The sequence below is a fragment of the Pseudonocardia sp. ZF1 genome, from assembly GCF_056835605.1.
The window spans coordinates 2,945,382-2,972,215 of the sequence record NZ_JAJNBY010000001.1; the positions used below are offsets into that span (position 1 = coordinate 2,945,382).

Genomic DNA, 26,834 nt, shown 5'->3' on the forward strand with positions numbered 1-26,834 from the left:
TGTAGCATGCGAATCATGACGGAACGTCCGATTGACCCGATTGACGACGACGCAACCGTGGCGACCGGCGGTCTCGCCACGGCGACCCAGGACCCGCTGCACTCGCTGGAGAAGCAGATCACGCTGCTGGTCCGCCGCACCATGGAGTCGGTGTGGTCCAACGGCTACGGCGCGAACGACGCCGTGGACCGCTACACCTACCCGGTCCTCATGCTGCTCGACGACGAGGGCGCCCTCTCGCTCACCGCGCTGACCGGCAAGCTGGGCGTCTCCAAGCCCACCGCCAGCCGCCAGGTCTCGCGCCTGTCGCGGGCCGGCCTCGTCGACGTGTCCCCGCACGAGCGCGACCCCCGCTCGGTCAGCGTCACCCTGACCCCGGCCGGCCTCGCCGCCCGGGAGCAGGTCCGCGAGGCCCGCCTGGCGCCGCTGCGCGAGGTCATCGCGCACTGGCCGACCCACGACCGCGACTCCCTGGCCGAGCTGCTCGACCGCTTCAACACCGACCTGGACCTCTTCGTGCGCTGACCCCGCTGCACCCGCCCGCGCGCGCCCCCGTGCACCCGCTGCTCCGCCGGGCCCCACCCGGGTGATGCGATAGTGGGCAGTCCGGGTGGCCGCACCCGGAGCGAGTTCGGGGGTGAGGACGGGCGTGGACGCGCTGGTGGCGCTCGTCGCCGGGGTTCTGGAGGGCATCCGCGGGCTCGGTGTGCCGGACGTGTGCCCGGGGGACTGGGCCTGGTCGGTCACCGCGCTCGGCGTGCTGACGGGGCTGCTGCCCACCGCGGGTGCGGCGCTGGTCGCGCTGCTGCGCCGGGGGATCGGCTCCGGGTCCTCGTCGGGCTACGGCTCGGCCGAGTCCGTGCTGCTGGCCGGGATCGGAGTGCTGTCGGCGGGCCTGCTCCCGCTGGCGGTGTTCGTCGGGGCGGGCGGGGTGTTCAGCCGTGCCACCGCCGGCGTGCCGGCCGTCCCCGGGCTGAGCTCGTCGGCCACCTCGTCGATCCGGGTCGAGACCTGCAGCGTCGTCGGGACCCAGAGCAGCTACCTGGGCCGCGGCACCGTGGCCGGGTCCATCGGCGGGGACATCGTCACCTCGGTCACCTCCGTCGCCCTGCTCGGCGTCGTGCCGCTGCTCGCGACCGTGCTCGTCGCGGTCCAGGCGCGCACCGCGCTGCGTCGCGGGCCCCGCTGGCCCGCCAAGTTCTTCTGGCTCCCGCTGTTCGCGCTGATCGTGCTCACCGGCGGGGTCCCCGCGGGCACCGCCGAGCACCTGTGGGTCGGCATCCTCGCCGCGAGCCTGGCCGGGGTGCTGATCGTCCCGCTGTTCCCCGCACCGTCGCGGGCGACGGTCGAGCGGATCCGCGCCGGGCGCGACGCGCCGCCGCGCCGCGCCGAGCCGCCCGCCGCGGGACGCACCGGCACCGGGTCGTCGCGGGCCGGGCGCGGTGGCGGTGACGGGCTCGCCCCGCAGTCCGGCGCCGCCGCGACGCCCAGCGTCGCCGAGCGGCTCGCCCAGCGCTTCTCCGCCCGCGAGACCCCGGGCACCGCCGGGACCGACGGCACCCGCGGGCCGTCCTCGGTCGAGCAGTCCGCGCCCTACGCCGGGTTCGCCGCCGCGCCCCGCCCGCCGTCCGGGTACGGCGCGCCGCCGCCCGCCGGGTACGCCCCCGGCCCGACCGGGCGCCCGCCCGCCGGACCGCCGCCGTTCACCGGCCCGGCCGCGCACCCCGCCGCGGGTCCGCTGCGCGGCCCGGTGCCGGGAGCGGCCCGCGGCCCGGCCTCCGGTGCGGGACGGCCGCCGGCGGGGCCGCCGCGCCGGCCCACGCTCGTCGCACCCGTGGCGGGCGGTCCACCGCGGGCGCCCCGGTTCCGGCTGATGCGCCGCCTCGGTGCCGGTGGTTTCGGCGGGGTCTGGCTGGCCCACGACGCCAAGCTCGGCCACACCGTCGCGGTCAAGTCCGCGCACGCCGCGGACCCGGAGACCGAGGAGCGCATCCGCCGGGAGGCCGCCGCGCTCGGCGCGCTGCGCCACCCCTGCTGCGTGCAGATCCACGACCTGCTGCACGCCTCGTCCGACCCGGGCCTGCAGGGCATGGACGGGCTGGTCATCGTCATGCAGTACGTCGACGGCATGTCCCTGGGCCAGCTCGTCGGCGAGCAGGGCCCGGTGGACGACATCTCCGCGGCCCGCATCTGGACCGGCATCGCCGGCGCCCTGCACACCGCGCATCGTGCCGGGGTGCTGCACCGCGACATCAAGCCCGGCAACATCGTCGTCGACCCGCAGGGGCACCCGCACCTGATCGACTTCGGGATCGCGCGCAAGCAGGGCGACTCCACGCTGACCCAGACCGGCTACGTCCTGGGCACGCCGGACTACCTGGCGCCGGAGGCCGCGGCCGGGAAGCCCGCCTCGCCCGCCTCCGACGCCTGGCAGCTCGCGGCGGCGGTGTCGTTCGCGCTGAGCGGGCACCCACCGCGCGGGGAGTCCGCCGACGCCGTCGCCGGGCTGCGGGCGGCCGCGGCGGGGGCGAAGCTCACCCACCTGCCGAGCCGCACCGCACACCTGGCGCTGCTCAAGCAGGCGATGCGCACCGAGCCGCACCGGCGCCCGGACCTGCCGACGGTGCAGGGCAAGCTCGACGGCTGGCTGCGCCGCCACGGGCACCGCACCGACGGCCCGGTCACCGCGATGCTGGAGTACCGCCGGGGCTGAGGGCCCGCCCACGGCGTGGCGCAGGGCCACGCCGGACCGCTCAGAGCCAGGCCTGGACGAACAGCCGCAGGGCCAGGCCGAGGCCCGCGACCGCGATGCCGATCCGGACCAGGCGGGCCGGGAGACGCCGGGCCACGACCGGGCCGAGCCGGCCGCCGATGAGCAGGCCCAGGGCCAGCGCGGGCACCGCGGCCCACGCGACGTCGCCGAGGACCGCGAACCCGACCGCGGCGACGGCGTTCGCCGCCCAGGTCAGCACGTTCTTCAGCGCGTTGGCCCGCAGCAGGGTCGCGCCCGGCAGCGACAGCGTGAGCGCCGGGCTGCCGTTCAAGTACCAGATGGTGCCCCGGGACCGGCAGATCGTGGTGCCGAAGTACCTGCGTCCGCGCACCGACACCCCCAAGCAGACCGTCGGCTACGGCGGCTGCTTCTCCTGCATCTACTCGGTGCGCGGCGCCGGGGGCTACCAGATGTTCGGCATCACCCCGGCGCCGATCTACGACCCGACCCAGAGCAAGCCCGACTTCACCGAGCACATGGTGTTCATGCGGCCCGGGGACATGGTCAAGTTCCGCGGCATCGACCGCGACGAGTACGACCAGCTCCACGCCGCCGCCGAGGCGGGGGAGTACCGGATCACCGCCCGTCCGGTGGCGTTCGACCTGCAACCGTTCCTCGACGACCCCGACGGCTACAACAAGCGCCTGCTGGAGGTGCTCGCGTGACACGCATCGAGGTCCGCAAGCCCGGTCTGTCCACCACCGTGCAGGACGGTGGCCGCTCCGGCTACTACCACCTGGGCATCCCGCCGTCGGGCGCGCTGGACCAGTACTCGCTGACCTGCGCGAACGCGCTGGTCGGGAACCCGGACGGCGCCGCCGCACTGGAGATCGTCTACATGGGCCCGGAGCTGGTGTTCACCGGCCCGGCGACCCTCGCCGTCGCCGGGGCGACGATCGCCCCGAAGGTCAACGGGTCGGCGGTGCCCGTCTGGGAGTCCTTCGACGTCGCCGAGGGCGACGTGCTGGCCTTCGACTACCTCAAGGCCGGCGCACGGGCCTACCTCGCGGTGTCCGGCGGGATCGACGTGCCGGAGAAGCTCGGCAGCCGCGCCACGTACGCGCTCGGCGCCCTGGGCGGGCTCGACGGCCGGCCGCTGGCCGAGGGCGACGTCCTGCCCGTCGGGTCCGGCACCGGCCGGGCCGGGCTCGTCGTACCCGAGGACCTGCGGCCGTCGCTCGCGAAGGACGTCGAGGTCCGGGTCGTGATGGGGCTCTACGACCACCGGCTCACCGACCGGGGCCGCGCCACCTTCCTCGACACCACGTGGACGCTGACCCCGGTCGCGGACCGGATCGGGTTCCGCTACACCGGCGGGGAGCTGGAGACCGTCGACCGTGAGCCGCCGTTCGGGGCGGGCCAGGACCCGTCGAACATCGTCGACTCGCCCTACCCGATCGGCTCCATCCAGGTCCCGGGCGGTGTGGAGCCGATCGTGCTGCACCGGGACGCGGTGTCCGGCGGCGGCTACATGATGGTGGCGACGGTGATCTCCGGGGACCTCGACGTCGTCGCCCAGTCGGCGCCGCGCACCCGCACCCGGTTCGTGGCGGTCGACCTGGAGACGGCGCTGTCGCTGCGGGCCGAGCGCACGGACCGGCTCGCGCGGATGCACAGCGCACTGGAGCGGTGACACCGTTCCTGCTCACCCGTTCGGGCTGGCCCCGCAGCGCCGTCTGGTCCAGACTCGACGCTCGGTGACGCGGGGCGGTACCGGACGTGGGGGAGGACCGAGCGATGAGCGGCAGGCACCGGAGGGCGGCGGGGGCCGGACTGGTCAGGCGGGTCCTGGCCGTGACGGTCCCCGTGGTCGGGGCGATCGCAGTCGCCGCGGCGGTCGTCGTCACCGTGACGCCGGGGGAGCAGCCCGTCGCGGCGCAGGGAGAGCAGGGGGAGCAGACCGGCCCCCGCCCGGCCGCGCCGCTCGCCGCCGGTCCCGCCGTGCCCGGCGGTGGCTCCCCGGCGCGGATGGCCGACCCGGCACCGCTCGCGCAGGCACCGGTGCGGGCGGCCGCCGACGCCGCGGCCGCCGCACCCCGGAACTCCACGGCGGGGTCGCCCCGGGAGCCGGGGTCGCCGGGTACGGCCACCGGCGGGTCCGGCCCGGTCCGGTCCGGCGGGGGTGGTGCGTCGCGCGCCGCCGCACCGCCGTCGACGACCGGCGGGGCGGACGGCCCCGCTCCGGCGGGCCCGGCTGACCGCACCGCGCCCGGACCCCTCGCGGTCGCGCCCGGCACGGGCACTGCGCCGGCGCCCGGCCAGGTCACCGCTCCGGACGACACCGCTCCGGACGACACCGCCCCGGACGACACCGCCCCGGACGACACGCCCCCGGCCGACGACACCGCACCCGGCGACGACACCGGATGGTCCGCCCCGTCCCGGCCGACGGTCCCGCGGCCGGTGGTGCCCGCCCCGCGCGTGGCCGTCCCGCCCCAGGCCGCCCCACGGTCCGCCGCGCCGCCGGACGACGACCCGGCCGGCAGCGGTTCCTCCGGTGTCTCCCCGGGCACCGTCACACCGGCCGACCCGGACACCGGCGCCGCGGACGGGGCGCTGCTCCGGCTGCGCCTGCGGATCGCCGAGACCCCGCCCGTCGACGTCCGGGTGCCCGGACCCGCGCTGTCGCTGCTCGGGGGCTGAGCCCGGTCGCCCGTCCGTGCGGCGCGCAGTTCACCCCACCGGGACGGCCCGCGACGGCGACACACCCGTTCGGTGCATGGCCGTACCGCCGCCCGCCGGTGACGATCACCCCATGCGCACGGCGAGCGGCTCCACCACGTGACCGGCCGGCACCGGATGCCGGGCGGGCCCGGCCCGGCCGGCCCGGACCCCGCCGGGCCCGAGGTGTGGCCGAGCTCCGCTGCCCGCTCCCGGGGCGCGACCGCGACGGCGCCCGTCGGCCCGTGGGACGCGCCACGACCGGTCGAGGGCCGGGCCCGGCAGCCGCGGGGCCGCCGGCGTCTCCGTGTGACCCTGGCCGGGGTCGTCCCGGTGGTGCTGGTCGCGTCGGTCACCGTCGCCGGTCTCCTCGGGACCGGGGTGCTCGGCGGGGTCGCTCCGGCGGACCAGCGGGTCGACGACCACGTCCCGGTACCGACCTTCGCGTCCGGCTCGACCGTCGACGACGCCTCGTCGATCCCGATGCCGTCGCGCTGGTACGGCTCCGGCACCGGGGTCGCGCCCACCACGGCACCGGTCGCGGCCCGCGAGACGCGCGCGGCCGCCGTCGCCGACGGGGCGGTGCGGGCGGCCACGGCCCGGATCGCCGAGGAGCGCCGGATCGCCGAGGAGCGCCGGGCCGCCGAGGCCGCCGAGGCCGCCGCACGGGAGCGTCTGGCCGCGGAGCAGCGCGCAGCGCAGGACCGTGCCGCGCAACGGACCCGGGAGCAGGCCGACGCGCGCCGTCGCGCCGCCGTCCCCCCGACCGGGACACCCACGACGCCGCCCGCCCCGACCACCACCCCGGCCCCGCCGACCGGCACCGCGCCCGACGACGCCCGGACCGCGACCCCCGCCCCGACCGGGGACACCCCGCGCACCGAGGGCGTCGTCTGTCGTGTCGTCCGGTTCGTGATCGTCCCCTGCTGAGGCCCGGCCGGGCGAGGCAGGTTTGAGCCCCTCCGGCTCCGGCTACCGACAGTGCAGGAGGCGATCACGATGAGCGCACGGCACCGACGTCCACGCACCACGCCGGGCCGCCTGGCCCTTCTCAGCACCGTCCCGCTGGTCGGCGGTGCCGGTCTGGCGGCCGCCCTCGTCGGTGGCGTCGCCGGCACGGACCCGGCCCGGGATCTCACCCCCACCGCCGCGGCCGCCGACGGCACGGCGGTCGACGGCACAGCGGTCGACCCGACCGACGCCGTGGCTGTCCCCGGGCGCGGTGAGATCGTGCTGGACGCCGTCGGCGGGGCCCGCGACGCCGCCACCCGCGCGGGCGACGCACGGACCGCGGACCGGGTCAGCACCGTGGCCGCCGAGCTGCGCGACCAGGCACGGTCCCGGGCCGACGCGGCCCGCGCCGCCGGGGACGCCGAGCTCGCCGCCTACCACCGCGACGAGGCGGCCCGGCAGGACCGGGTCGCGGACGCCTCGCGCCCCGTCGTCCCCGACGACCAGACCGGCGACGACGAACTCGCCGGCACCTCGCCGCTCTGCCGCGCCGCGGACGTCGTCCGGCTCGGCCCGCTCACCGCGGCCGGCCCGCAGTGCGACGAGGACCCGTGGATCGCCGGCCAGGTCGACGACGCGATGCGCCGCGGCGGTCTCGACCGCCCCGTCGGCTGACCCGGCCTACGGCTCGAGCACCGTCAGTCCCAGCGCCGCGCAGATCGCGCCCGCCTGGGTGGGGGAGACGATCGCCCCGCGCAGCTCGCGCGGGGTGTCGGGGGTGACCTCGCCGAGATCGCAGCCCCGCAGGTCGGCGCCGTCGAGCCGGGTGGACCGCAGCACCGTGCCGCGCAGCCGGCACCGCTCGAACCGGACGTCGCGCAGGTCGGCGCCGGACAGATCGGCCTCGGAGAGGTCGCAGTCGGCGATCCGCAGCCCGCGCATCGCGAGGTCGCGCAGGTCGGCCAGCTGCAGCGAGCAGTCGTCCAGGACGAACGACGCCGTCAGCCCACGCAGTCCGCGCAGGACGGTGCCGATCATCCGGCAGCCGGTGAACCGGGTGTCGCCGAGCGTCGCCCCGGCCAGCCGGGCCCCGGACAGGTCGACCCCGCCGAGCACGGCGTCGGTCAGGTCCGCCTCGCGCAGATCGGCCCCGGCCAGCGACGTCCCGGTGATCCGCGCCCGGTCCAGCCGCACGCCGCGCAGATCGGCTCCGGCGAGCGAACCGCCCCGCAGGACCAGCCCGGCGAGGTCGGTCTCCCGCAGGTCGGTCTCGTCCAGGACGGCCGAGCCGACCTCCACGCCGTCCCGGGCCGCCGCGAGCAGGTCCTCCGCCGTCGTCACCGCCGTCACGGGCGACAGCGTGGCACGGTCAGGATGCCGCGGGTGCGTCCGGGCCCACCGGCAGGCAGCGCACCGGGTTCGCATGGGCCGGGTCGAGCGCGTTGAGCACGTGCTGCAGCGTGACCGGGTCGAACGCGACGGCGACGTGCTCGGCGAGGTCGGTGGGGCAGCCGTCCTGCAGGACGATGTTGTGCGCGCCGTCGAGCAGGCCCGAGGTGTAGGGGACGACCAGTTCGTCGTAGCGGGTGAGGATCATCGTGTAGTCGACGCCGTCGGCGCGGGGCCCGCCGTCGGAGTTCATGCGCTGCAGGAAGTCCGAGCCGCGCAGGAACTGACGGCAGGACGCGCACAGCGGGTCGAGGACGGTGCCGACCGCCGGGCCGAGGCCGAGCTGCTCACCGGTGCGGTTCAGGAACGCCAGCCCGGCGGTGTTCGTGCCGTCCCAGAGCGGGGTCAGGCCGACGTAGCGCCGGACCTTCTCGGCGCCGCCGAGGAACCGGACGTAGTGGTTCGGCATCAGCGAACCCTCGGAGTGGCCGACGATGTCGACCTTCGCGGCACCGGTGGCCCCGCGCACCCGGTCGACGAACGCGGCGAGCTCGGCGGCGCTGTCCTCCATCGGGGCGAGCCCGCCGACCTGGGTCAGCGGCGGCGGGGCCAGGGGGTTGCGGCCGTAGGTCAGGGAGAACACGCAGTAACCGCGCTGGGCCAGCTGCGGGGCCATGTAGGCCCAGTTGTTCCCCTGGTTGGCCGAGAGGCCGTGGACGAGGACGACCGGCTCCGGGTGCTCCTCCGACGGCCGGCAGCCCCAGTCGTTCGACCCGGGCGGGGAGGGGTCCAGCAGGTCCTGCACCGACGCGACCTGCTCGGGCTCCGGTGCCGCCGCCTGGGCGGGCGGGACCAGCGCGAGGCCGACCGTGCACACCGCGACCGCGATCGAGACGACCGCCGCCCACCTGCGCCGGTCGTTGCCCTGTCCAGCCACCAGCCGCCTCCTCGGATGCCGTCGTCACGAGGATCAACGACGACGGTCACCGGAGGTTGCGCACCGTCACCGGACAGGGCCGTCCGGGGGAGGGGTGACTACTCCGTCCGATCCTGACCGGCGCTCCCGTCCGGCTCCGTGGACCCGTCGTGCCGGGGGACCTGGTCCTGGCGGGGACGTCCGCCTCGGCGCATGTTCCCGTTGGTGGTCCGCCGGGTCGGGTCGACCAGGCGTTTCCACTTGGCCTGGGCCGCCTGTCGGCTCGACAGCTGGGCCTGGACGGCGTCGGCGACCTCCTTCCAGGTCATCCCGCCGGCCCGCAGGGTGCGGATCAGGTCGCGCTCGTAGTAGTCGGCCAGCCGGCGCATCTCCTGCACCAGGGCGTACCAGGCGGCCGCCCCGTCGTGGGTGAGGACGCCGTCGGCCGCCCGCTCCTTCATCCCGTCCAGTTGTTCGGTGATGGACTCCCGCTTCTTCGCGATCGAGGGGTCGGCCCGTTCCAGCCAGCGCTGCGCTTCGTCGTATCTCATGATGTCAATGGTTCATTGACGCGTACGCGCGGTCAACCGTTGCGCGACACCGGCGTGTCGCGGGGGAGCGGGCCACGACGACGGCCGCGGTGCCGGCGGCCGGGCCACGCGCCGGTGGCGCCCCGGGGTGCCGGTCGTCGCCGGAGGAGGCCCAGGAGGCTCAGGAGGCGCTGGGGGCGCCCTGGACGGCCCTGTGCGGGTCGCCGCGGCGGGGACGGACCATCCGGCGGCCACGCACGACCGGGCCTGTCCAGGGCCCGCTGAACCTCCCGCGGCCGGACGGGGGCGAACCGGAATGCCCCCACGGCTGTCGAGACCCGCTCGTGGTCCGGATCCCCGCCGCCGGCGCCTCGGTTTCCTCTGAGGTCAATGTTTCATTGACGCCTACTCGTGGTCGTCGAAACGACGACAACAGAGCGGCCAGAACCGAGCCGAGCCGGGGGAGCGGCCGTCAGGTGAGGGGGAGGCTGAAGCCGTCGTGGGTCCGGAGGAACCCGAGGCGCTCGTAGAACCGGTGGGCGTCGGTACGGGACCGGTCGGAGGTGAGCTGGACGAGCGCCGCGCCACGTCGACGGGCCTCGTCGACGGCGTACCGGACCATGGTCGCCCCGAGCCCGTCGCCGCGCCGGCCCGCGGCCACCCGGACGGCCTCGATCCGTGCCCGCAGCGCGCCGCGGCGGGCCAGGCCCGGCAGCAGGCTGAGCTGCGGGGTCCCGACGACCGTGCCGTCGTCGTCGGCGACCAGGAGCAGGTGTCGCGGGTCGGCGTCGAGCTCGGCGAACGCGGCGAGGTAGGGCGCCAGGTCCTCCGGGGTCTCCCGGGTGGCGCCGAGCGGGTCGTCGGCCAGCAGCGCGACGACGGACGGCACGTCACGGACCGTGGCCCGGCGCAGGACGGGTACGGGCACGGCGGGACCTCTCGACGCGGGACGGCGGGGGAGCGGGCTCCGGAGAGTGTCCCGGAGTGATGTCGTGCGGCCGGGCTGGGAGTCCGCCGGGTCGGCGGTCACCATGAGGGGCATGTCCCTCGACACCCGCGACCGGGCCGACGGCACCACCCCCGCCGCCGCGTCCGCTCCCGCTCCGACCGGCGGCGACCCCGTCACGGTCTCGTTCACCCGTCGCGCCGACCCCGGTCACGCCGCGGAGATGACCGCCTGGATCCGCTCCGGCCTGCTCATGGCCGAGGGGTTCCCCGGCTTCCTCGGCGGCGGCTGGGTCCGCAGCCGCGACGGCTCCGACGAGTGGCACATGCTGGCCCGCTTCGACTCCCCGGAGTCGCTCGGGCGCTGGGAGGCGAGCCCCGAGCGCCGCTGGTGGCTCGGGTCCGCCCAGGGCCTGGCGGAGATGACCCGGGCCGAGCGCCGCACCGGGATCGAGGGCTGGTTCGACCAGCCCACCGCGGTGGAGACGGCCGGCCCGCCCCAGGTCACACCGCCGCGCTGGAAGCAGGCGACGACGATCTGGCTCGTCTTCTTCCCGATGAACCTCCTGGCCACGGTGACCCTCGGCGCGCTGCTCGCGGACTGGCCCGTCGTGCCGCGGCTGGCGGTCACGACGATCGTCCTGACCCCGGTCATGGTGTACGTGATGCTGCCCTGGATCACCCGTGTGCTGGGGTGGTGGCTGCAGGGCAGGCGGTTCCGCGACCGGCACCGCGTCCCGGTGGGCTGATCACCCCCGGGGGCTCCCCGGATCACGCGGAGCGAGGCCGCTACCGTCGTTCGGTGCTCACCTCCGAAGCGACGGTCGCCGCGCCGGCTCCGGTCGACACGCTCCGCGACCGTCGACGCCTGCACTGGGCGGGCCGGCTCGGTCTCCTGGCGTTCGTGCTCGCCGTCGCGGTGCCCTTCCTGCCCGTGGTGCAGCACACGACCACGATCGTCTGGCCGTCGGTGGCGGACGGCACCGCCGACGTCAACGCGCCGCTGGTCGCGCTGCGCCCGGAGACGATGTCGGTGGTCGTCCCCGCCGACGCGATCCGCAGCCTCGACGACCGCACCGACGGTTCCGCCACGGTGCTGTCGACCGTTCCGCCGGAGTCGCCGGAGGGCGCCCGCTCCGGGATGGTCCTGACCGTCGCCGACGGCCAGCTGGCGCTGGTCGACCGTGGCCAGCAGCTCGCCACGGCGCCGCTGCGGGCCGGCCCGTCGGAGGTCCGGATCACCTCCGACGGCACGTCCACCACGATCGACCTGGGCTCCGGCGCGCAGACCTTCGAGGGCGACCTGCGGCCGCAGGTCGTGGGGATCTACTCCGACCTGGACACCGCGCTCGACCCGACGGCCGGTACCGCGGTCCGGATCACCCCGGACACCCGCTTCGACACCAGCCCGTCGGTGTGGAAGACCGCGGCCACCGTCGTCGCCGTGGTGGCGCTGCTGGGCTCGCTGCTCGCGCTGGCCGGCGTCGACCGGCACCTGGGCCGCAGCCCGCACCGGGCGGGGCGCGACGCCATCGGCGGTCTCGCCGGGCGGTGGCCGCCGCGGCTGCGCCGCTGGTGGTCCCGTGCGAGGCCCCGGCCGATCGACCTGATCGTCACGGTGGTGCTGGTCGGGTGGGCCGCGATCGGGGGCCAGACCTCCGACGACGGGTTCACCCTCGGCATCGTCCGCGACGTCCCGACCTCGGGCTACGTCGGCAACTACTACCGCTGGTACGACGCCGCGGAGGCGCCGTTCGGCTGGTTCTACGATCTCTACGCGCTGTGGGTGCGGGTCTCGGACTCGCTGCTGTGGCTGCGGCTGCCCTCGGTGCTGATGGGGATCATGGCCTGGTGGCTGGTCTCCCGGGGCCTGCTGCCGCGCCTGGGCCGTCAGGCCCGCCGCTCGCGGGCGGCGACCTGGGCCGCCGGGATGGTGTTCCTGGCGTTCTGGATGGCCTACAACTCCGGGCTGCGGCCCGAGCCGGTCGTCGTCGTGTGCTCGCTGCTCGCCCTGGTGTGCGTGGAGCGGGCGCTGGCCCTGCAGCGGCTGCTGCCGGTCGCCCTGGGGCTGTTCGCGGCGTCGATGGCGGTCGGGGCGAACCCGGCCGGGCTGATCGCGATCGCGCCGTTCATCGCCGGCGTGCGTCCGCTGTGGCACCTGCTGTCGGCCCGGGTGCGGGCGGTCGGCGCCGTCCCCGTTCTCGCCCCGCTGCTGGCCTCCGGCACCGCGATCCTGATGATCGCCTGGGCGGACCAGAGCTGGGCAGCGGTGGTCGACTCCACCCGACTGCGGTCCGACATCGGCCCGGACTGGCCGTGGTACACCGAGATCGCCCAGCGCTACGCGCCGTTGTTCGAGGGGCTCGCGGACGGGTCCATCGCGCGCCGGTTCCCGATCCTGCTGGTCATCCTCTGCCTGCTGGCGTGCGTGGTCGTGCTGATCCGGCGCAACCGGATCCCGGGCGCCGCGCTCGGCCCGGCCCAGCGCCTGATCGGCAGCACCGTGATCGCGCTGCTGATCTTCGCGCTGACGCCGACGAAGTGGACCCACCACTTCGGCGACCTGGTCGGCCTCGGCTCGGGCATGGTGGCGCTCGCCGCGATCGCCACCGGCTCGGACGTCCTGCGCTCGCTGCGCAACCGGCTCGCGTTCCTGTCCGCGGTGTTCCTGGTGGCGGCGCTGTCCGCGGCCGGGCCGAACCTGTGGTGGTACACGAACAACTGGGGCGTTCCGTGGGCCGGCGAGCAGGTCACCGTCGCCGGCTACGAGCTCTCCACGATCCTGCTGCTCGTCGCGCTGCTGCTCGCCGCGGGCGCCGGTGTCGAGCACCTGCGCGGGATCCGCGAGGAGCGTCATCCCGACCAGCTGGCGGGTGTCGAGCGGGCACTGGGCCGGATCCCGCTGCTGGGCCGCTGGGTCCGGGCCCGGGACTGGCGCCGCGACGCGTCGTCGGCGCTGCGGGCGACACGGCGGCTGCGGCTGACCTCGGCACCGCTGGCGGTGCTGTGCGGACTCCTGGTCACGTTCAACGTGTGGTCGATGGTCTCGGCCATCCAGGACCGCTCCGGGACCTGGACGATGGGCGCCGACGCGCTGTCCCACCCGTTCGGCGGGTCCTGCGGGCTCGCCAGCCAGGTGTTCGCCGAGCGCCGCCCCGTCGACGGCGTGCTGCCCCCCGCCCCGGAACCGACCGGGATGGCCGCTCCGGCCCGCTCCGGGCTGCTCCCGACCGTCGCCCCGCCGCCCCCGCCGGGGGAGCCGACCTCGACCCCGGCACCGCTGCCGCCGGGCGTCGTCCCCGCCAACAGCCCCGACGCCCAGCTGCTCGACCCCAACAGCGGGGGCAGCGGCTTCGTCCGCAACGGCATCCCGCCGACCGGCGGCGGGACCGGGGCCTCCGGGTTCGAGTACGTCCTGTCCGGCGGCCTGGGGAGCGACGCGGCGCCCGCGTTCGGCAGCTACCTGCCCCGCGGCGACCGCAACACCGGCACCCTGCGCACCCCCTGGGTGATGCTGACCGCCGAACAGCGCGCCGGCACCACGCCGCTGGTCGTCACCGCGGCCGGGCGCCTGGGCAACGGGAACCGGCTCACCGTCCAGTACGCGACACGGTTGTCGGACGGGCGGGTCCGCGTCGTCGAGCAGACCACCCTCGACGACGGCCGGGTGGAGGAGATGCCGTGGCGCGAGCTGCGGTTCGACCTGCCCGAGACCGCCCGAGCGGCCACCGAGGTCCGGATGGTCGTGCAGGACAACTCGCTCGGCGCCGACGGCTGGCTCGCCATCGCGCCGCTGCGGGCGCCGCAGCTGGCGCCGTTGTCACAGGTCGTGGGCGACCAGCCGATGTTCCTCGAGTACCCGGTGTCGCTCGCCAGCCCGTGCCTGCACCCGTTCCGGACCTCCGGCGGCATCGCCGAGGTCCCCGCCTACCGGCTGCAGGCCGACGGCAGCCAGATGCGTGCCGACGGGGAGGGGTGGTCGTCCCCGCAGGCCGGTGGCCCACTGGGCTGGATCACCGTGATCGGCAAGCAGACCGAGCTGCCCACCTACCTCGAGGGCGACCCGGGGCGGGACTGGGGCAAGGTGCAGGCGATCCAGCCGTACCGGCCGAACGCGGTCACCCCGACCCTGGAACGTCGCGACGTGGACCGTTCCGGGCTCTACAGCTCCGGTCCGCTGCCGGCGCCGCCGCCGGGCATCCCGTCACCGAGCCGGTGACGGCGGGCCCGGGCCGGACCGGCCCGGGGAGCGGGGTCAGCCGCTGAACTCGACCGCGGGCGCCGCGGAGGACTGCCTGCGCTCCGCGGGCCCCTCGTCCCCGGTCTCGCTGTCCGGGACGGCCCGGGCTGCCGGCACGGCCTCGGCGGCGGGCTCGCCGGTGACCGTGCCCTGCGGCGTGACGCCCGCGGCGTCGCCGTCCTGGGCGCGGCGGTGGGCCTCGACGACCTCGGACGGGATGCGGCCCCGCTCGGACAGCGTCCAGCCGTTCTCCCGGGCCCAGGCCCGCACCGCGCGGTTGTGCTCGCGGGTCGCGGCGTCCGAGCCGTCCGCACCGCTGCGCCCGGCCGACGGCGCGGACACGCCCGCGTTGCGTCCGGTGCGCGGGGACCCCGCGGCACGCGCGACCCCGACGAACGGGGCGAGCGCGTCCCGCAGCGCCGCAGCGTTGTCCGCGGTCAGGTCGATCTCGAACCGGCGGCCGTCGAGCCCGAAATCGACGGTCTCGTCGGCGTCGCCGCCGGTGATGTCGTCGACCAGCCGGATCGTCTCGACCTTCGCCACTGCAGTTCCTCCCGGTTCGCCGCCCCGGATTCACCCGGGATCTCCGGAAGCATAACGACGGAGGTCCTCCTAATCGTGGGCGCCCGGCCGGGCGGAACGGCGGAACTCCCGCGCCCGGACCACACTCGGCCTGGTCGGACGCACCTCACGGAGCGTTCCGATCAGGACGGCGAGGCCGATCAGGACAATGACCAGCAGTACTGCGACGACTGCGCCCACGGTGTTCTCCTCGCCGGTCGGTTCGCGGCCACCCGCCGCCGGTCAAAGTGCGATGTACCGACGATAGGAGCGTGCCGAATGGGTCGGCGCGCTATTTGAGCAATTCTTGAGCCGTGCCCGCCGGGGGGAGGGGCCAGGATGGAGCACGTGCAGATCGACATCGACGACCTGTCCGGAGCGCAGATCCAGCGGTTCCTGGCCGGGCACCTCTCCGACATGCGCGCCCAGGGGCCACCGGAGAGCACACACGCGCTGGACCTCGACGGACTCCGCGGGCCCGGTGTGACCGTCTGGGCCGCCCGCGACGACGACGGCACCCTCCTCGGCTGCGGCGCGCTGAGCGAGCTGGCGGCCGGCTCGGTGCCCGAGCACCCGGCAGCGGAGATCAAGTCCATGCGGACGGCCGAGCGGGCCCGCGGTCGCGGCGTCGGCGCCGCGGTGCTGACCCGGCTGCTCGACGCGGCACGCGGGCGGGGGCACCGGGCGGTGTACCTGGAGACGGGCGCGGGGGAGTACTGGGCCCCGGCGCGGCGGCTCTACGAGCGCTTCGGCTTCACGGTCTGCCCGCCGTTCGCCGACTACCCGGTCGGTCCGCTGAGCGTGCACTACCGACGCCTCGTGTGATCCGACGATCATGTGATCCCGCTCTCGCCCGGATGCCGCACGTGATCTAGAATGCGCTACGAGCCGTAGAACACGGTGCCGACGCCGGACCGTTCGAGGGTCCTCCCACCCGGGCGTCGGGCCCCACCGCGCCGCCTCAGCGCCGGAGGTCCGTCCCGGGACGCGGGGACGGAAATGAGGCCACGGGGATGACGGTCGAAGCCGGTCTGGTCAACGCCGACCTGCGCCGCAAGCGGTCGGTGGAGCTGGCGCAGCTGATCCACGAGCAGCACGGGGGACCCGTGACGGCGCTGCGCGAGGCTCTGCTGACCTACCCGTACCCGCACCCGGTGGCCGACTGGCACCGCGCGCGGACCGTCGTCCCGGCGATGCGGGGGACCGGCGAACTGACACTGGTGGCCTCGACCGCACCGGACCGGAGCTCCCCGGCGACCGGTGTGGGGATCTGGGAGCTCGCCGTCACCGGGTCGGAGCCGCTGGCGCGCGGCGAGGCCGAGGGGTGGGCGCGAGCACTGTTCGGGTACCGCTGCGCGCCGCTGGTGTACCGGCGCCGGACGGGCGGGCTGTTCCGCCGCCCGACCGGCGTCGAGTTCGTCGTCTTCCACGGGCTGCACGGCCCGATGCATCCCTCCGACGTCGAGGAGTACGGCGCGAACGCCTGCGCCTGAGCGCTCAGAGCCGGTAGGACCGCAGCCAGACGGTCTGGGCGGCCCGACGGAGCGCCGAGAGCACGTCCTCGGGCAGGACCTGGTCGGTGTCGGTCAGGACATAGCCGAGGTCGCCGCCGGTGGACAGCGACTGCCCGACGACGTTGACGCCGGCGTCGGCCAGCAGCCGGTTGATGTCGGCGAGCACACCGGGGGTGCTGGTGTGCAGGTAGGCGGTCCGGAACACCCCGGGCGGGTTCGGGGCGCCGACGTTGGGCAGGTTCACCGACAGGGGAGTGGCACCGAGCTGCACGAAGTCGAGCATCTTGCGCGAGACGAAGGTGCCGATGCCCTCCTGCGCCTCCTGGGTCGACCCGCCGATGTGCGGGGTCAGGATGACGTTGTCCAGGCCGCGCAGGGGTGAGTCGAACTCGTCGCCCTGGGCCTTGGGCTCGACCGGGAACACGTCGACGGCGGCGCCCGCGAGGTGCCCGGACAGGATGTTGTCCCGCAGGGCGTGCTCGTCGGTGACCATGCCGCGCGAGGCGTTGATGAACATCGAGCGGGGCTTCATCCGGGCGAACTGCTCGGCGCCGAACAGGCCGGCGTTGCCGGGGCGGCCGTCGACGTGGATGGAGACGACGTCGGACTCGGCCAGCAGCGCGTCCAGGCTCGACATCCGCCGGGCGTTGCCGTGGGCGAGCCGGTCGGCGGTGTCGTAGAACACGACCTGCAGGCCGATGGCCTCGGCCATGTTGGACAGCTGGGTGCCGATGTTGCCGTAGCCGACGATGCCCAGGGTGCGGCCGCGGAACTCGTGCGCGCCCTTGGCGGACTTGTCCCAGACGCCCTCGTGCATCCGCTGGGTCTTCTCGGTCAGCCGCCGCGCCAGCACGACGATCTCACCGATGACCAGCTCGACGACGCTGCGCGTGTTCGAGTACGGCGCGTTGAACACGGCGATGCCGCGCTCGGCGGCCGCGGTGAGGTCGACCTGGTTGGTGCCGATGCAGAAGCAGCCGACGGCCAGCAGGTCCTTGGCGGCGTCGAGCACCTCGGCGGTGATCGTGGTGTTGGAGCGGATGCCGAGCAGCTGCACACCGGCGAGCGCGTCGTGCAGTTCGTCGCCGCTGAGCGACCCGGGTCGGGTCTCGACCTCGAAGCCGTCGCGTCGGAACGCCTCGGCGGCGCCGGGGTGGATGTTTTCGAGCAGCAGGACCTTCACGCGTCCAACCTAGGACGCCGGGAGGTCTCGGAGGCACCGGGGCCGGGTGATCCTTGCGGCATGGCGCCGTTCGGGGGGTAGGAGGGTCACCTCGGTGCGCAGGCCCGCACCGCTCGAACTGTCATAACGTGCATTATCGGCTCGCTGTTGAGGTGGGTCGACGACCGCCGCCGGCCGTCCACGGCGTGCACGACCGGACACGTCCGGGTCTGAACCATCTGGCCCTGGCCGTGTCCGGCCGCGCCCGGCTCGACGCGCTGCGGGCGGACTGCGCCGCGCACGGGTGGTCCGAGCTGTTCGCCGGGGCCTACCCGCATGCCGGCGGCCCGAACCACACCGCGTTGTTCGCGGAGAACGCCGAGGGCTTCGAGGTGGAACTCGTCGCGCCCTGACCGGACCGGCTCAGTTGCCGCGGCCGGTCGCGTCCTGCAGCTCGTCGATCCGCTTCGAGGCCTCGGCCTTGGTCAGCTTGTCCAGGTCCTCCGGGGCGTCCTGCCCGGCCTGCTGCAGCAGCGTCTCCAGGTAGGAACGCTGCGGGCCGGTCATCGGCTCGTCGCCGGTCGTCCAGTCCGCGGGGTCCTTCTCGGCCGTCCCGGGGTCGACGGCGTCGGTGCTGTGGTCGTTGGTCATGAGTCGAACGTATCTTCGACCGGCACTCCCCGCACGTCGAGCCGTCCCGGCCCCACCGGAACTGTCATAACGACGACCCGGTCGGTGTCGGTGCCGGTCACTACGCTGCCGCTGTGCCCCTCGACGAGTACCGCCGCCGGCGCGACGCGCGGCGCACGCCCGAGCCGGTGCCCGAGCACGACGCCGGGCCGCCGGGCACCGTCGGCGACCGGTTCGTCGTCCAGGAGCACCATGCGACGGCGCTGCACTGGGACCTGCGGCTCGAACGCGACGGCGTCCTGGCGTCGTGGGCGGTCCCCAAGGGACTGCCCGAGGACTCCGAGACCGTCCGGATGGCCGTGCGGACCGAGGACCACCCGCTGGAGTACCTCGAGTTCTCCGGGGAGATCCCGCGCGGCGAGTACGGCGGCGGCGGGATGGCGATCTGGGACCACGGCCGCTACGACACCGAGAAGTGGAACGACCGCGAGATCGCGTTCGTCCTGCACGGCGGGCGCGTCCGCGGCCGGTTCGTGCTGCTGCACCGCAGCTCCGGCGGGCGGAAGGACAACTGGCTGCTGCGCCGCACCCGGGACCAGCCCGACGGCATGGACGCCGGGGGTGAGCCGCTCCCCCACGACGTCGTCCTGGCCGTCCCGCGCCCCGCCGACCGGCTGCCCACCGGGGACGGCTGGACGGTCCGCCCGGTCTTCGGTGGCCGCCGGGTGCTGGTGCGGGTGGACGGCGGCCGGCTCTCCCTGCGCCCCGTGGACGACGACGGCCGGGCCGGGGAGCCGTTCGACCCGCCGGGTGCGCTGCGGGGCCTGGGGCCCGACCTGGGCGCCGGGGGGCACCTGCTCGACGCCGAGCTGACCGGCCGCGGCGAGCTGTGGGTGGCCGACGTCCTGCACACCGGCGGCCGCGACGTCCGGGTGCTGCCCGCCGAGGAGCGTCGCGCGCTGCTGGAGGAGCTGCCGCTGGACGGGCCGCACCGGCGGGCGGCGCCGTCGTACCCGAACGCGGGCGCCCGGCTGCTCGACGCGGTGCGCGACCAGGGCCTGCCCGGGGTGGTCGCGGTCCGGACCGGTTCCCGGTACCCCGAGGGCGCGGGCGACGACTGGCGGGAGGTCCGGGTGGACGGTGCGAGCCGGAGGGCGGCACAGCGCGGGGCCGCGCGACGGGAGGGGTACGGGCGGGCGTCGCTGTCCAACCCGGACAAGGTGCTCTACCCCGCCACCGGCACGACCAAGGCCGACGTGCTGGGGCACTACCTGGCCGTCGCCGAGGTGATGGTGCCGCACCTCGACGCCCGGCCGGCGACGCTCAAGCGCTGGCCGGACGGGGTGGAGGGGTCGTCGTTCTTCGAGAAGAACGTGGCCCGGCACGCGCCGGGCTGGCTGCGCACCGCCCGCGTCGGGACGCCCGGCGGCCGGTCGGAGTCCGCGGACTTCGCGGTTCTCGCCGACGCCGAGGGACTGGCCTGGGCGGCGAACCTGGCCGCGCTGGAGCTGCACGTGCCGCAGTGGCGCCTGGGCCCGCGCGACGGACGCCACCCGCCGGACCGCGTGGTGTTCGACCTGGACCCGGGCGAGGGCACGACGATCGTGGAGTGCTGCCGGGTGGCGCTGTGGGTGCGGGACCTGCTCGACGAGCACGGACTCGTGGCGTACCCGTCGACGTCGGGCGGCAAGGGGATGCAGCTCTACCTGCCGGCGCGGGTCACCGATCCGGAGCGGACCAGTGGGTTCGCCCGCGAGGTGGCCGAGCGGCTGGCCGAGGAGCACCGGCGCGAGGTGATCGCGGTGATGACCCGGGCCCGTCGGCGCGGCAAGGTCTTCGTCGACTGGAGTCAGAACAACACCGCCAAGACCACCATCGCCTCGTACTCGCTGCGCGGCCGCGAGCGACCCACCGTCGCGACCCCGGTGACGTGGGCGGAGGTCGAGGGCTGCCGCGAGCCCGCGGACCTGGTGTTCACCCTCGACGACCTGCCGGCCCGGCTGGACACGCACGGCGACCTCATGCGTCCCCTGATCGACACCGAGGGTTTCCGGCTCCCCCGTGGTGGCGTGATCGGGCAGGTGCCAGGCTGACCGCCGTGCACCACCCGTACCTCGACGGTCCGCACCCCCGCGCCTACGCCCACCGTGGCTGGCACATCGGCGAGCTGGCAGGTTGCGAGAACACCGTCGCCGCGTTCACCGCCGCCGCCGACCACGGTCTGCGCTACGTCGAGATGGACGTGCACGCCAGCGCCGACGGGGTGCCGTTCGTGCACCACGACCCGACGCTGGACCGCACCACCGACGGCACCGGCCGGATCGACGCGCGCCCCGCCGCGGAGCTCGACACCGTGCGGATCACGGGGACACAACGCACCGAGCCGCTGCCGCGGCTGGCCGAGGTGCTCGACGCGGTCCCCGGCGTGCGGGTGACGATCGAGCTGAAGTCGGCCGAGGTCGTCGCGCCGACGTTGGCGGTGCTCGACGCCGCCGACGCCTGGGACCGGGTGTGCCTGGGCTCGTTCTCCACCCGCTGGCTGGGCGTCGCCCGGAGGCTGGCCGGGCCGAGGCTGTGCACGTCGATGGGGCAGGCCGAGGTGGTGGCGCTGCGGGCCCGCGCGTGGGGCGTCCCGGGCCGGCTGCTGCCGGCGTCGGCGGGGGTGTTCGCGCAGGTCCCGCCGATGTTCGGGCTGATCCCGGTGGCGTCGGACCGCCGGTTCGTCGAGGCGGCGCACCGGGCCGGGCACGAGGTGCACGTGTGGACGGTGGACGAGACCGAGCAGATGCGACGGCTGCTGGCCCTCGGGGTGGACGGGTTGCTGTCCGACCGGCCGGACCGGCTGCTCGACGTCGTCGGGAGCTGACCGGGTGGGCGCCTGCGTAGATGATCGGAGGCCGGGTCCCGCGGGCGTCGATACGCTCGCGCCGTGACCGCCTCGACCGCTCCGACCGCAGAGCCGGCCCCGCCCCGCCGATCCCGGCTGTGGGCCTGGGGGCTCTGGGACTGGGGCTCCTCGGGGTTCCAGCACATCGCGCTGACCTTCGTGTTCTCGGTGTACCTGACCGACGCCGTCGGGGCGGACCTGCCGGGCTCGGTCAGTGCGAACAGCTGGCTGGCGTGGTCGACCGCGGCCGCCGGGGTGCTGATCGCACTGATGGCGCCGGTGGTCGGGCAGAGCGCGGACCGCACGGGGCGGCGACTGCGGGCGACCGGGGTGTGGACGGCGCTGGTCGTGCTCTGCATGGCCGGGATGTTCTTCGTCCGCGACGACTGGTCCTACCTGTGGCTCGGTCTGCTGCTGCTGGCGCTGGCGTCGATCTTCGTCGAGCTGGCGTACGTGTCGTACTACGCGCTGATGGCGCAGGTGTCGACGCCGACGACGGTCGGGCGGGTGTCGGGCTTCGGCTGGTCGCTGGGCTACATCGGCGGGATCGTGCTGCTGCTCGGGGTGTACGCGTTCCTGCTGTCCGGTGACGGCGGCTTGCTCGGTGTCCCCACCGCCGACGGTCTGGACGTGCGGATCGCGGTGCTGGTGGCGGCGGTGTGGTTCGCGGTGTTCGCCGCGCCGATGTTCCTCCTGCTGCCCGAGACTCCACCGGTGGCGCCGGACGCACCGAAGCTGGGCGTGGTCGGCTCCTACCGCAGACTGGTGGCCGACCTGCGCGCGCTCTACCGGGCCAGCCCGCACACGGTGTACTTCCTCGGGGCGAGCGCGCTGTACCGGGACGGCCTCAACGCGGTCTTCGCCTTCGGCGGGGTCCTGGCGGTGACGGTGTACGGGCTGGAGCCGGGCCAGGTGCTGATCTTCGGTGTGGCGATCAACGTGGTCGCGGCGCTGGGCTGTGTGATGGGCGGCCGGCTGGACGACCGGCTGGGGCCCAAGGCCGTCGTGGTGGGGTCGCTCGCCGGGAGTGTGGCGGTGGGTGTGATCCTGCTGTTCGTGTCCGGGCCGACCATGTTCTGGATCTTCGGGCTGGTGCTGGGGCTGTTCGTGGGGCCGGCGCAGGCGTCGTCGCGGTCGTACCTGCTGCGGGTGTGCCCGGCGCAGCAGGAGGGCCAGCTGTTCGGTCTGTACGCGACGACCGGGCGCGCGGTGTCGTTCCTGGCGCCGGCGCTCATCGGCCTGTTCACCTACGTGTTCGGCTCGGACCGGGCCGGGACGATCGGGATCGTGCTGGTCCTGGCGGCGGGACTGGTCGCATTGCTGCCGGTGCGCTCCCCCGACCGTGCACCGGTCCGGTCGGCTGTATGAACACTCGTCGACACCCGGGTGGGCACCGTCACACATGGCTGACACGTCACATCGGAGTGTGTAACGGGCGGCGATAGGGAACACTGGTCAATCGGGCGCAGAGCGGGTTACCGCGAGGTAACTCGAGCGGGTCTGTTCTGCCCTGCCGCCGGAATACCGTAGCTCCACGTACGTTACACCCGGTGGCGAAGACGTAACCGTCGAGGTGCTCCCTCGACATCGCGCTACAGGAGGGTGACGCATGGCCGACCGCGTTCTGCGTGGCAGCCGGCTCGGGGCTGTCAGCTACGAGACGGACCGCAACCACGACCTGGCGCCGCGGCAGATGGTCCGTTATGTGTCCGAGTCCGGCTACGAGTTCCAGGTGCCGTTCGCGAACGACGCCGAGGCTCCCGCGACGTGGGAGTCCCCGCAGGGCGGCGTCGGTCGTCGGGTGGACGGGACCGAGCCGGAGCAGAAGAAGCAGAAGCCGCCGCGTACGCACTGGGACATGCTGCTCGAGCGCCGGTCGATCGCCGAGCTCGAGGAGCTGCTCGACGAGCGCCTGGAGCTGCTGCGCGAGCGGCGCGCCGAGATCGCCTGATCCCGGCCGCACCGCAGGCACACACCGGACCACCACCCGGTGACCACGGAGCCCGGATCCCTCAGGGGGTCCGGGCTCCGTCGCGTGCGGGCATGATGACCGGTGATGAACGATCAGCAGACCGGCACCGCCAGCCCCTCCCGCCCCGCCCGAGCGGTCCGCGACCTCGCCGACGACCACGTCCGGCGCCTCGCCGAGCTCGACCCGGTCCTCGCCGGCGACCTCGGCTGGACCGAGCGGCAGGACGAGCTGCCCGACCTCTCCCCCGACGGCACCGCCGCGCTCGTCGCCGCCTGCCGGGAGACCCTGGAGCGGCTGGACACCACCACGGGCGCCCGGCAGCCCGCGGACCCCGACGAGCGTCGCTGCGCGCGGCTGCTGCGTGAGCGTCTCGGCGCCCAGCTCGACCACCTGACCTCCGGGGAGCCGTTGCGTGCGGTGCAGGAGCTGTTCGGACCGCTGGCGACCCTGCGGACCGCGTTCACCCTCATGCCCGTCGACGGCGACGAGGACTGGGCCACCGTGGCCGCGCGGATGGCGCGGGTCCCCGAGGCACTCGCCGGGTACCGGGCGTCGCTGGCCGAGGGCCGCCGTCGCGGGCTGTTCGCCGCGCCGCGCCAGGTGGTGCGGGTGACCGAGCAGATCGACGCCTGGAACGGCGACGCGGGCGGCCGTGGCTGGTTCGCCGGGTTCGCCGCGGACGCCTCCGTCGGTGACGCCGTGCGCGCCGACCTGGACCGCGGTGCGCGGGAGGCGACGGCGGCGCTGGGCGAGCTGCGGGACTGGCTGGCCGCGGAGTACCTGCCGGCCGCGGAGGGGACCCCGGACGGCGTGGGCCCCGACCGGTACCGGATCGCGAACCGGTTCTGGAACGGCGCCGACATCGACACCGTCGAGGTCTACGAGTGGGGCTGGTCGGAGTTCCGCCGGATCCGTGAGGAGATGGCCGTCGAGGCCGCGCGGATCGTGCCCGGCGGCAGCGTGCGCGAGGCGATGGAGTTCCTGGAGACCGACGGGGGCTCGACCGGGGTCGTCGTGGGCGGGGAGGCCGCCCGGGCGCACCTGCAGAAGATCATGGACGACACGATCGCCGAGCTCGACGGCGTCCACTTCGACCTGTCCGGCCGGCTGCGGGAGGTCGAGTCCCGGCTGGCGCCGGCGGGCAGTGCGGCGGCGCCGTACTACACACCGCCGGCGCTGGACTTCTCGCGGCCGGGCCGGACCTGGCTGCCCGCGAGCGAGGACGACCGCTACCCGCTCTGGGACCTGATCAGCACCTGGTACCACGAGGGCGTCCCGGGCCACCACCTGCAGCTGGCGTCGTGGGCGGTGCGCAGCCGGGAGCTGTCGACGTTCCAGACGTCGCTGGTGGGTGCGGTGAGCGCGGACGTGGAGGGCTGGGCGCTCTACGCGGAGCGGCTGATGGACGAGCTGGGCCACCACTCCGACCCGGGGTCGCGGCTGGGCTACCTCAACGCCCAGATGCTGCGCGCGGTGCGTGTGGTGATCGATCTGGGGATGCACCTGTCGCTGCCGGTACCCGACGACTCCCCGGTCGGTGCCGGTCAGCGGTGGACCCCGGAGCTGGGGCGGGAGTTCTTCGGCCGGCACGTCGGCGGCGGGGACGCGATGGCCGACTCGGAGCTGCTGCGCTACCTCGGCGGACCGGCCCAGGCGATCGGCTACAAGCTGGGCGAGCGGGCCTGGCTGACCGGGCGGGAGCGGGCCCGGGCCGCGCACGCCGCCCGCGGGGAGGAGTTCGACCTCGCCGCGTGGCACGCCGCCGCGCTCGCGCAGGGCACGCTGGGTCTCGACGACCTGGTGCCGGAGCTGGCGGCCCTGCCGGCGCGCGCCTGAGCGCACCCGGGGGCGCCGCGCGGCTCAGCCGTGTGCGGCGCCCTCGGTGACCGGCCCCGCGGGGCGCTGGGGGGTGTCGCGGCCGAGCCGGTGCGACAGGCCCCAGCAGGTGACCCGCCACAGCGCCTCGGCGACGATGCCGCCGCTCATCTTGGACGCACCGCGCTCGCGCTCGGTGAAGGTGATCGGGACCTCGCTGACCCGGAACCCGGCCTGCAGGGCCCGCCAGGCCATGTCCACCTGGAAGCAGTAGCCCTGGGAGGCGACCGAGTCCAGCTGCAGCTGCTCGAGCACGGTGCGCCGGTAGACGCGGTAGCCGCCGGTGATGTCGCGCAGCGGCACGCCGAGTGCGAGGCGGGAGTAGAGATTGCCGCCGCGGGAGAGGAGCTCGCGGTGCCATGGCCAGTTCACGACGCGCCCGCCGGGCACGTAGCGGGAGCCGAGGACGACGTCGGCGTCGGTCAGGGCGGCGAGCAGCGCGGGGAGGTCCTCGGGGGCGTGCGAGCCGTCGGCGTCCATCTCGACGACGACCTGGTGCTCGCCGGTCAGCGCGTGCCGGAAGCCGTCGAGGTAGGCGGCGCCGAGGCCGTCCTTGCCGGAGCGGTGCAGGACGCGGACCCGCTCGTCGGCGGCGGCGAGGGCGTCGGCGAGCTCTCCGGTGCCGTCGGGGCTGGCGTCGTCGACGACGAGGACGTCGGCGTCGGGCAGCGCGGCGTGCAGCCGCGCGACGGCGGGACCGAGGTTCTCCCGCTCGTCGTAGGTGGGAACCACGACCAGGACCGGGCCCGGCGGTTCGACCATGCTCGTCCTCTCCCCCGCCCGATCGGTGTCGACCGGGCGACCCTACCCGTACCGACCGCACCTGCTCGGTCACCGCTCGTCGTGCTGCGGCGGAGCGCGGTCGTGCGGACAGCGTAGTGGAGCGCCGCGACCGCCCGACGCGGCGGCATCGGACGCGGGACCGGGCCCGGGGCGGGAACCGGCGCGGGACGGGGCGGCGGTCAGCGGGTCCCGGCGAGCAGATGGGCGTTGCCCAGCGCCTCCAGGACACCGCCGCGGGCCCGGCCGCCGGTGTTCTCGCCGGGGAGGAACCACTCGTAGCCGTAGGCGGCGGCGAAGCCCGCCTCGTCGACCGCGTCCGGGGCGATCTGGCTGGCGTGGGCGAGCATCGCGGCCCGCTTCACGGCGAGCTCGGCCGGGCCGCCCCCGACGGCGACGGCGATCTCGGCGGTGACCCGGCCGTAGCCGACGCCGGCGGCGTGCGCGGCGCCGTGGACGAGGTGCCGGTCACGCGCGGCCAGCGCGAGGTGCTCGCGGTCGACGGTCATCCGGTAGCCGTGGGCGCCGGTGAGCGAGCAGGCGATGGCGCCCGCGGCGTGTGCGGCGCGGTGGTCGGGATGGCCGTAGATGCCGGCGTCGTCGTCGTGCAGGACGGTGCCCGCGCCCTCGGCGTCGACGATCTCGGCGACGGCGCGGCCGAGCGCGACGGGGTCGGCGGCGGCGAGGGCGCGCGGATGGCGCAGGCCGGGGCCGCCGGGCAGGCCGGAGTCGCGGTGCCCGAGCAGCACCAGGCGGTGCACGCCGAGCAGGGCGGCGGCGTCGGTGAGCTCGCGGCGGCGGCGGTCGGGGACGGTCTCGCCGGGTTCCAGGGGGAGGCGGGACTCGCCGAGGTCGCCGCCGGTGGCCATGACGAGCACGACGCGGGCGCCCGCGTCGGCAAGACGGCGCAGGGTCAGGCCGGTGAAGATCGACTCGTCGTCGGGGTGGGCGTGCAGGGCCAGGACGGTCTGGCCGGAGAGGGTGTGCACCTGGTGATCGCTTCGCGTGCGGGGCCGGGGCGGCCGGTACGGACACGGGTCCGGAGCGG

General features: G+C 75.3%; 27 protein-coding genes. 17 read left to right on the forward strand and 10 right to left on the reverse strand.

Translation table 11 applies throughout. The annotated features are described in order from the left end of the window. Nucleotides 1-15: 15 nt before the first annotated feature. Together ZF1_RS14295 and ZF1_RS14300 are read left to right on the forward strand one after the other, a co-directional pair. Nucleotides 16-525, forward strand: coding sequence for a MarR family winged helix-turn-helix transcriptional regulator (locus ZF1_RS14295; RefSeq protein ID WP_405417111.1), 510 nt, complete (start codon nt 16-18; stop codon nt 523-525). A 124-nt stretch (nt 526-649) separates the two neighbouring features. Further along, nucleotides 650-2,713 carry a serine/threonine-protein kinase gene (locus tag ZF1_RS14300; protein ID WP_482637497.1) on the forward strand — a complete coding sequence of 688 codons (2,064 nt, stop codon included), beginning with the start codon at nt 650-652 and terminating at the stop codon, nt 2,711-2,713. Nucleotides 2,714-2,753: 40 nt separating this feature from the next. Here the strand turns inward: ZF1_RS14300 and ZF1_RS14305 are convergent, their stop codons facing one another. After that, entirely contained in the window at nt 2,754-3,044 is a 291-nt protein-coding gene (locus ZF1_RS14305; protein ID WP_405417109.1) for a TSUP family transporter, read from the reverse strand. Here ZF1_RS14305 and ZF1_RS14310 point away from each other — a divergent pair. From ZF1_RS14310 to ZF1_RS14330, 5 genes are all read left to right on the forward strand, one after another. After that, nucleotides 3,022-3,438 (forward strand): carboxyltransferase domain-containing protein, encoded by a 417-nt coding sequence (locus ZF1_RS14310; RefSeq protein WP_476651433.1) that lies wholly within the window; start codon nt 3,022-3,024, stop codon nt 3,436-3,438. The two genes, ZF1_RS14305 and ZF1_RS14310, sit on opposite strands and share 23 nt — an antisense overlap. Then, complete coding sequence (locus tag ZF1_RS14315; protein WP_405417107.1) at nt 3,435-4,406, forward strand: 5-oxoprolinase subunit C family protein; 972 nt, start codon at nt 3,435-3,437, stop codon at nt 4,404-4,406. Before ZF1_RS14310 ends, ZF1_RS14315 begins: the two co-directional genes overlap by 4 nt. A gap of 161 nt (nt 4,407-4,567) precedes the next feature. Next, entirely contained in the window at nt 4,568-5,416 is an 849-nt protein-coding gene (locus tag ZF1_RS14320; RefSeq protein ID WP_482637498.1) for a hypothetical protein, read from the forward strand. A 327-nt stretch (nt 5,417-5,743) separates the two neighbouring features. Further along, nucleotides 5,744-6,364, forward strand: coding sequence for a hypothetical protein (locus ZF1_RS14325; RefSeq protein ID WP_482637499.1), 621 nt, complete (start codon nt 5,744-5,746; stop codon nt 6,362-6,364). 69 nt (nt 6,365-6,433) lie between these two features. Further along, entirely contained in the window at nt 6,434-7,060 is a 627-nt protein-coding gene (locus ZF1_RS14330) for a hypothetical protein (protein WP_482637500.1), read from the forward strand. 6 nt (nt 7,061-7,066) lie between these two features. Here ZF1_RS14330 and ZF1_RS14335 read toward each other — a convergent pair whose 3' ends face one another. The 4 genes from ZF1_RS14335 to ZF1_RS14350 all read right to left on the reverse strand — a co-directional run bounded on the left by ZF1_RS14335 (nt 7,067) and on the right by ZF1_RS14350 (nt 10,148). After that, nucleotides 7,067-7,735 (reverse strand): pentapeptide repeat-containing protein, encoded by a 669-nt coding sequence (locus ZF1_RS14335; RefSeq protein ID WP_476651438.1) that lies wholly within the window; start codon nt 7,733-7,735, stop codon nt 7,067-7,069. 19 nt (nt 7,736-7,754) lie between these two features. Next, nucleotides 7,755-8,711, reverse strand: coding sequence for an esterase/lipase family protein (locus ZF1_RS14340; protein WP_482637501.1), 957 nt, complete (start codon nt 8,709-8,711; stop codon nt 7,755-7,757). Between the two features lie 98 nt (nt 8,712-8,809). Beyond that, a complete protein-coding gene (locus ZF1_RS14345) occupies nt 8,810-9,241 on the reverse strand; it encodes a hypothetical protein (RefSeq protein WP_482637502.1) in 432 nt (143 codons plus the stop codon). Nucleotides 9,242-9,692: 451 nt separating this feature from the next. Beyond that, nucleotides 9,693-10,148 (reverse strand): GNAT family N-acetyltransferase, encoded by a 456-nt coding sequence (locus ZF1_RS14350; protein WP_482637503.1) that lies wholly within the window; start codon nt 10,146-10,148, stop codon nt 9,693-9,695. 112 nt (nt 10,149-10,260) lie between these two features. Between ZF1_RS14350 and ZF1_RS14355 the strand changes: the two genes are divergently transcribed. Further along, complete coding sequence (locus ZF1_RS14355) at nt 10,261-10,914, forward strand: antibiotic biosynthesis monooxygenase (RefSeq protein WP_482637504.1); 654 nt, start codon at nt 10,261-10,263, stop codon at nt 10,912-10,914. Between the two features lie 53 nt (nt 10,915-10,967). Next, nucleotides 10,968-14,384 carry an arabinosyltransferase domain-containing protein gene (locus tag ZF1_RS14360; RefSeq protein WP_482637505.1) on the forward strand — a complete coding sequence of 1,139 codons (3,417 nt, stop codon included), beginning with the start codon at nt 10,968-10,970 and terminating at the stop codon, nt 14,382-14,384. A gap of 36 nt (nt 14,385-14,420) precedes the next feature. On the opposite strand, the gene ZF1_RS14365 is transcribed toward ZF1_RS14360, so the two are convergent. After that, on the reverse strand, nt 14,421-14,948 hold the full coding sequence (locus ZF1_RS14365; protein ID WP_482637506.1) for a histone-like nucleoid-structuring protein Lsr2: 528 nt from the start codon (nt 14,946-14,948) through the stop codon (nt 14,421-14,423). A gap of 357 nt (nt 14,949-15,305) precedes the next feature. Between ZF1_RS14365 and ZF1_RS14370 the strand changes: the two genes are divergently transcribed. Then, nucleotides 15,306-15,791: a GNAT family N-acetyltransferase gene (locus tag ZF1_RS14370; protein ID WP_482637507.1), complete on the forward strand. Its 486-nt coding sequence runs from the start codon at nt 15,306-15,308 to the stop codon at nt 15,789-15,791. A gap of 188 nt (nt 15,792-15,979) precedes the next feature. Beyond that, nucleotides 15,980-16,459, forward strand: a complete 480-nt coding sequence (locus tag ZF1_RS14375) for a hypothetical protein (RefSeq protein ID WP_482637508.1) — start codon at nt 15,980-15,982, stop codon at nt 16,457-16,459. Between the two features lie 4 nt (nt 16,460-16,463). Here ZF1_RS14375 and serA read toward each other — a convergent pair whose 3' ends face one another. Beyond that, complete coding sequence (serA, locus tag ZF1_RS14380; protein WP_482637509.1) at nt 16,464-17,663, reverse strand: phosphoglycerate dehydrogenase; 1,200 nt, start codon at nt 17,661-17,663, stop codon at nt 16,464-16,466. 185 nt (nt 17,664-17,848) lie between these two features. Here serA and ZF1_RS14385 point away from each other — a divergent pair, with 185 nt between their 5' ends. Beyond that, nucleotides 17,849-18,055, forward strand: a complete 207-nt coding sequence (locus tag ZF1_RS14385; RefSeq protein ID WP_482637510.1) for a VOC family protein — start codon at nt 17,849-17,851, stop codon at nt 18,053-18,055. Nucleotides 18,056-18,065: 10 nt separating this feature from the next. Here the strand turns inward: ZF1_RS14385 and ZF1_RS14390 are convergent, their stop codons facing one another. Beyond that, nucleotides 18,066-18,293: a DUF3072 domain-containing protein gene (locus tag ZF1_RS14390; protein WP_226357144.1), complete on the reverse strand. Its 228-nt coding sequence runs from the start codon at nt 18,291-18,293 to the stop codon at nt 18,066-18,068. A 113-nt stretch (nt 18,294-18,406) separates the two neighbouring features. On the opposite strand from ZF1_RS14390, the gene ligD reads away from it, so the two are divergent. From ligD to ZF1_RS14415, 5 genes are all read left to right on the forward strand, one after another. Beyond that, nucleotides 18,407-20,365 (forward strand): non-homologous end-joining DNA ligase, encoded by a 1,959-nt coding sequence (ligD, locus tag ZF1_RS14395; RefSeq protein ID WP_482637511.1) that lies wholly within the window; start codon nt 18,407-18,409, stop codon nt 20,363-20,365. A 5-nt stretch (nt 20,366-20,370) separates the two neighbouring features. Next, entirely contained in the window at nt 20,371-21,138 is a 768-nt protein-coding gene (locus ZF1_RS14400; protein ID WP_476651445.1) for a glycerophosphodiester phosphodiesterase family protein, read from the forward strand. 63 nt (nt 21,139-21,201) lie between these two features. Continuing rightward, entirely contained in the window at nt 21,202-22,527 is a 1,326-nt protein-coding gene (locus ZF1_RS14405; RefSeq protein WP_476651446.1) for an MFS transporter, read from the forward strand. Between the two features lie 241 nt (nt 22,528-22,768). Continuing rightward, nucleotides 22,769-23,110, forward strand: coding sequence for an RNA polymerase-binding protein RbpA (locus tag ZF1_RS14410; RefSeq protein ID WP_020627709.1), 342 nt, complete (start codon nt 22,769-22,771; stop codon nt 23,108-23,110). Nucleotides 23,111-23,215: 105 nt separating this feature from the next. Further along, nucleotides 23,216-24,967 (forward strand): DUF885 domain-containing protein, encoded by a 1,752-nt coding sequence (locus ZF1_RS14415; RefSeq protein ID WP_100877747.1) that lies wholly within the window; start codon nt 23,216-23,218, stop codon nt 24,965-24,967. A 24-nt stretch (nt 24,968-24,991) separates the two neighbouring features. Here the strand turns inward: ZF1_RS14415 and ZF1_RS14420 are convergent, their stop codons facing one another. Both ZF1_RS14420 and ZF1_RS14425 read right to left on the reverse strand, forming a co-directional pair. Further along, a complete protein-coding gene (locus tag ZF1_RS14420; protein WP_476651450.1) occupies nt 24,992-25,768 on the reverse strand; it encodes a polyprenol monophosphomannose synthase in 777 nt (258 codons plus the stop codon). A gap of 200 nt (nt 25,769-25,968) precedes the next feature. After that, nucleotides 25,969-26,775 carry a PIG-L deacetylase family protein gene (locus ZF1_RS14425; protein ID WP_224402491.1) on the reverse strand — a complete coding sequence of 269 codons (807 nt, stop codon included), beginning with the start codon at nt 26,773-26,775 and terminating at the stop codon, nt 25,969-25,971. Nucleotides 26,776-26,834 lie beyond the last annotated feature (59 nt).

Excerpts from the sequence above, each read along its gene's own strand:
- ZF1_RS14410 (WP_020627709.1), top strand. The coding sequence starts at position 22,769 with ATGGCCGACCGCGTTCTGCGTGGCAGCCGGCTCGGGGCTGTCAGCTAC.
- ZF1_RS14370 (WP_482637507.1), top strand. The coding sequence starts at position 15,306 with ATGGAGCACGTGCAGATCGACATCGACGACCTGTCCGGAGCGCAGATC.
- ZF1_RS14345 (WP_482637502.1), bottom strand. The coding sequence starts at position 9,241 with ATGAGATACGACGAAGCGCAGCGCTGGCTGGAACGGGCCGACCCCTCG.
- ZF1_RS14375 (WP_482637508.1), top strand. The coding sequence starts at position 15,980 with ATGACGGTCGAAGCCGGTCTGGTCAACGCCGACCTGCGCCGCAAGCGG.
- ZF1_RS14415 (WP_100877747.1), top strand. The coding sequence starts at position 23,216 with ATGAACGATCAGCAGACCGGCACCGCCAGCCCCTCCCGCCCCGCCCGA.
- ZF1_RS14295 (WP_405417111.1), top strand. The coding sequence starts at position 16 with ATGACGGAACGTCCGATTGACCCGATTGACGACGACGCAACCGTGGCG.
- ZF1_RS14330 (WP_482637500.1), top strand. The coding sequence starts at position 6,434 with ATGAGCGCACGGCACCGACGTCCACGCACCACGCCGGGCCGCCTGGCC.
- ZF1_RS14390 (WP_226357144.1), bottom strand. The coding sequence starts at position 18,293 with ATGACCAACGACCACAGCACCGACGCCGTCGACCCCGGGACGGCCGAG.
- ZF1_RS14355 (WP_482637504.1), top strand. The coding sequence starts at position 10,261 with ATGTCCCTCGACACCCGCGACCGGGCCGACGGCACCACCCCCGCCGCC.
- ZF1_RS14420 (WP_476651450.1), bottom strand. The coding sequence starts at position 25,768 with ATGGTCGAACCGCCGGGCCCGGTCCTGGTCGTGGTTCCCACCTACGAC.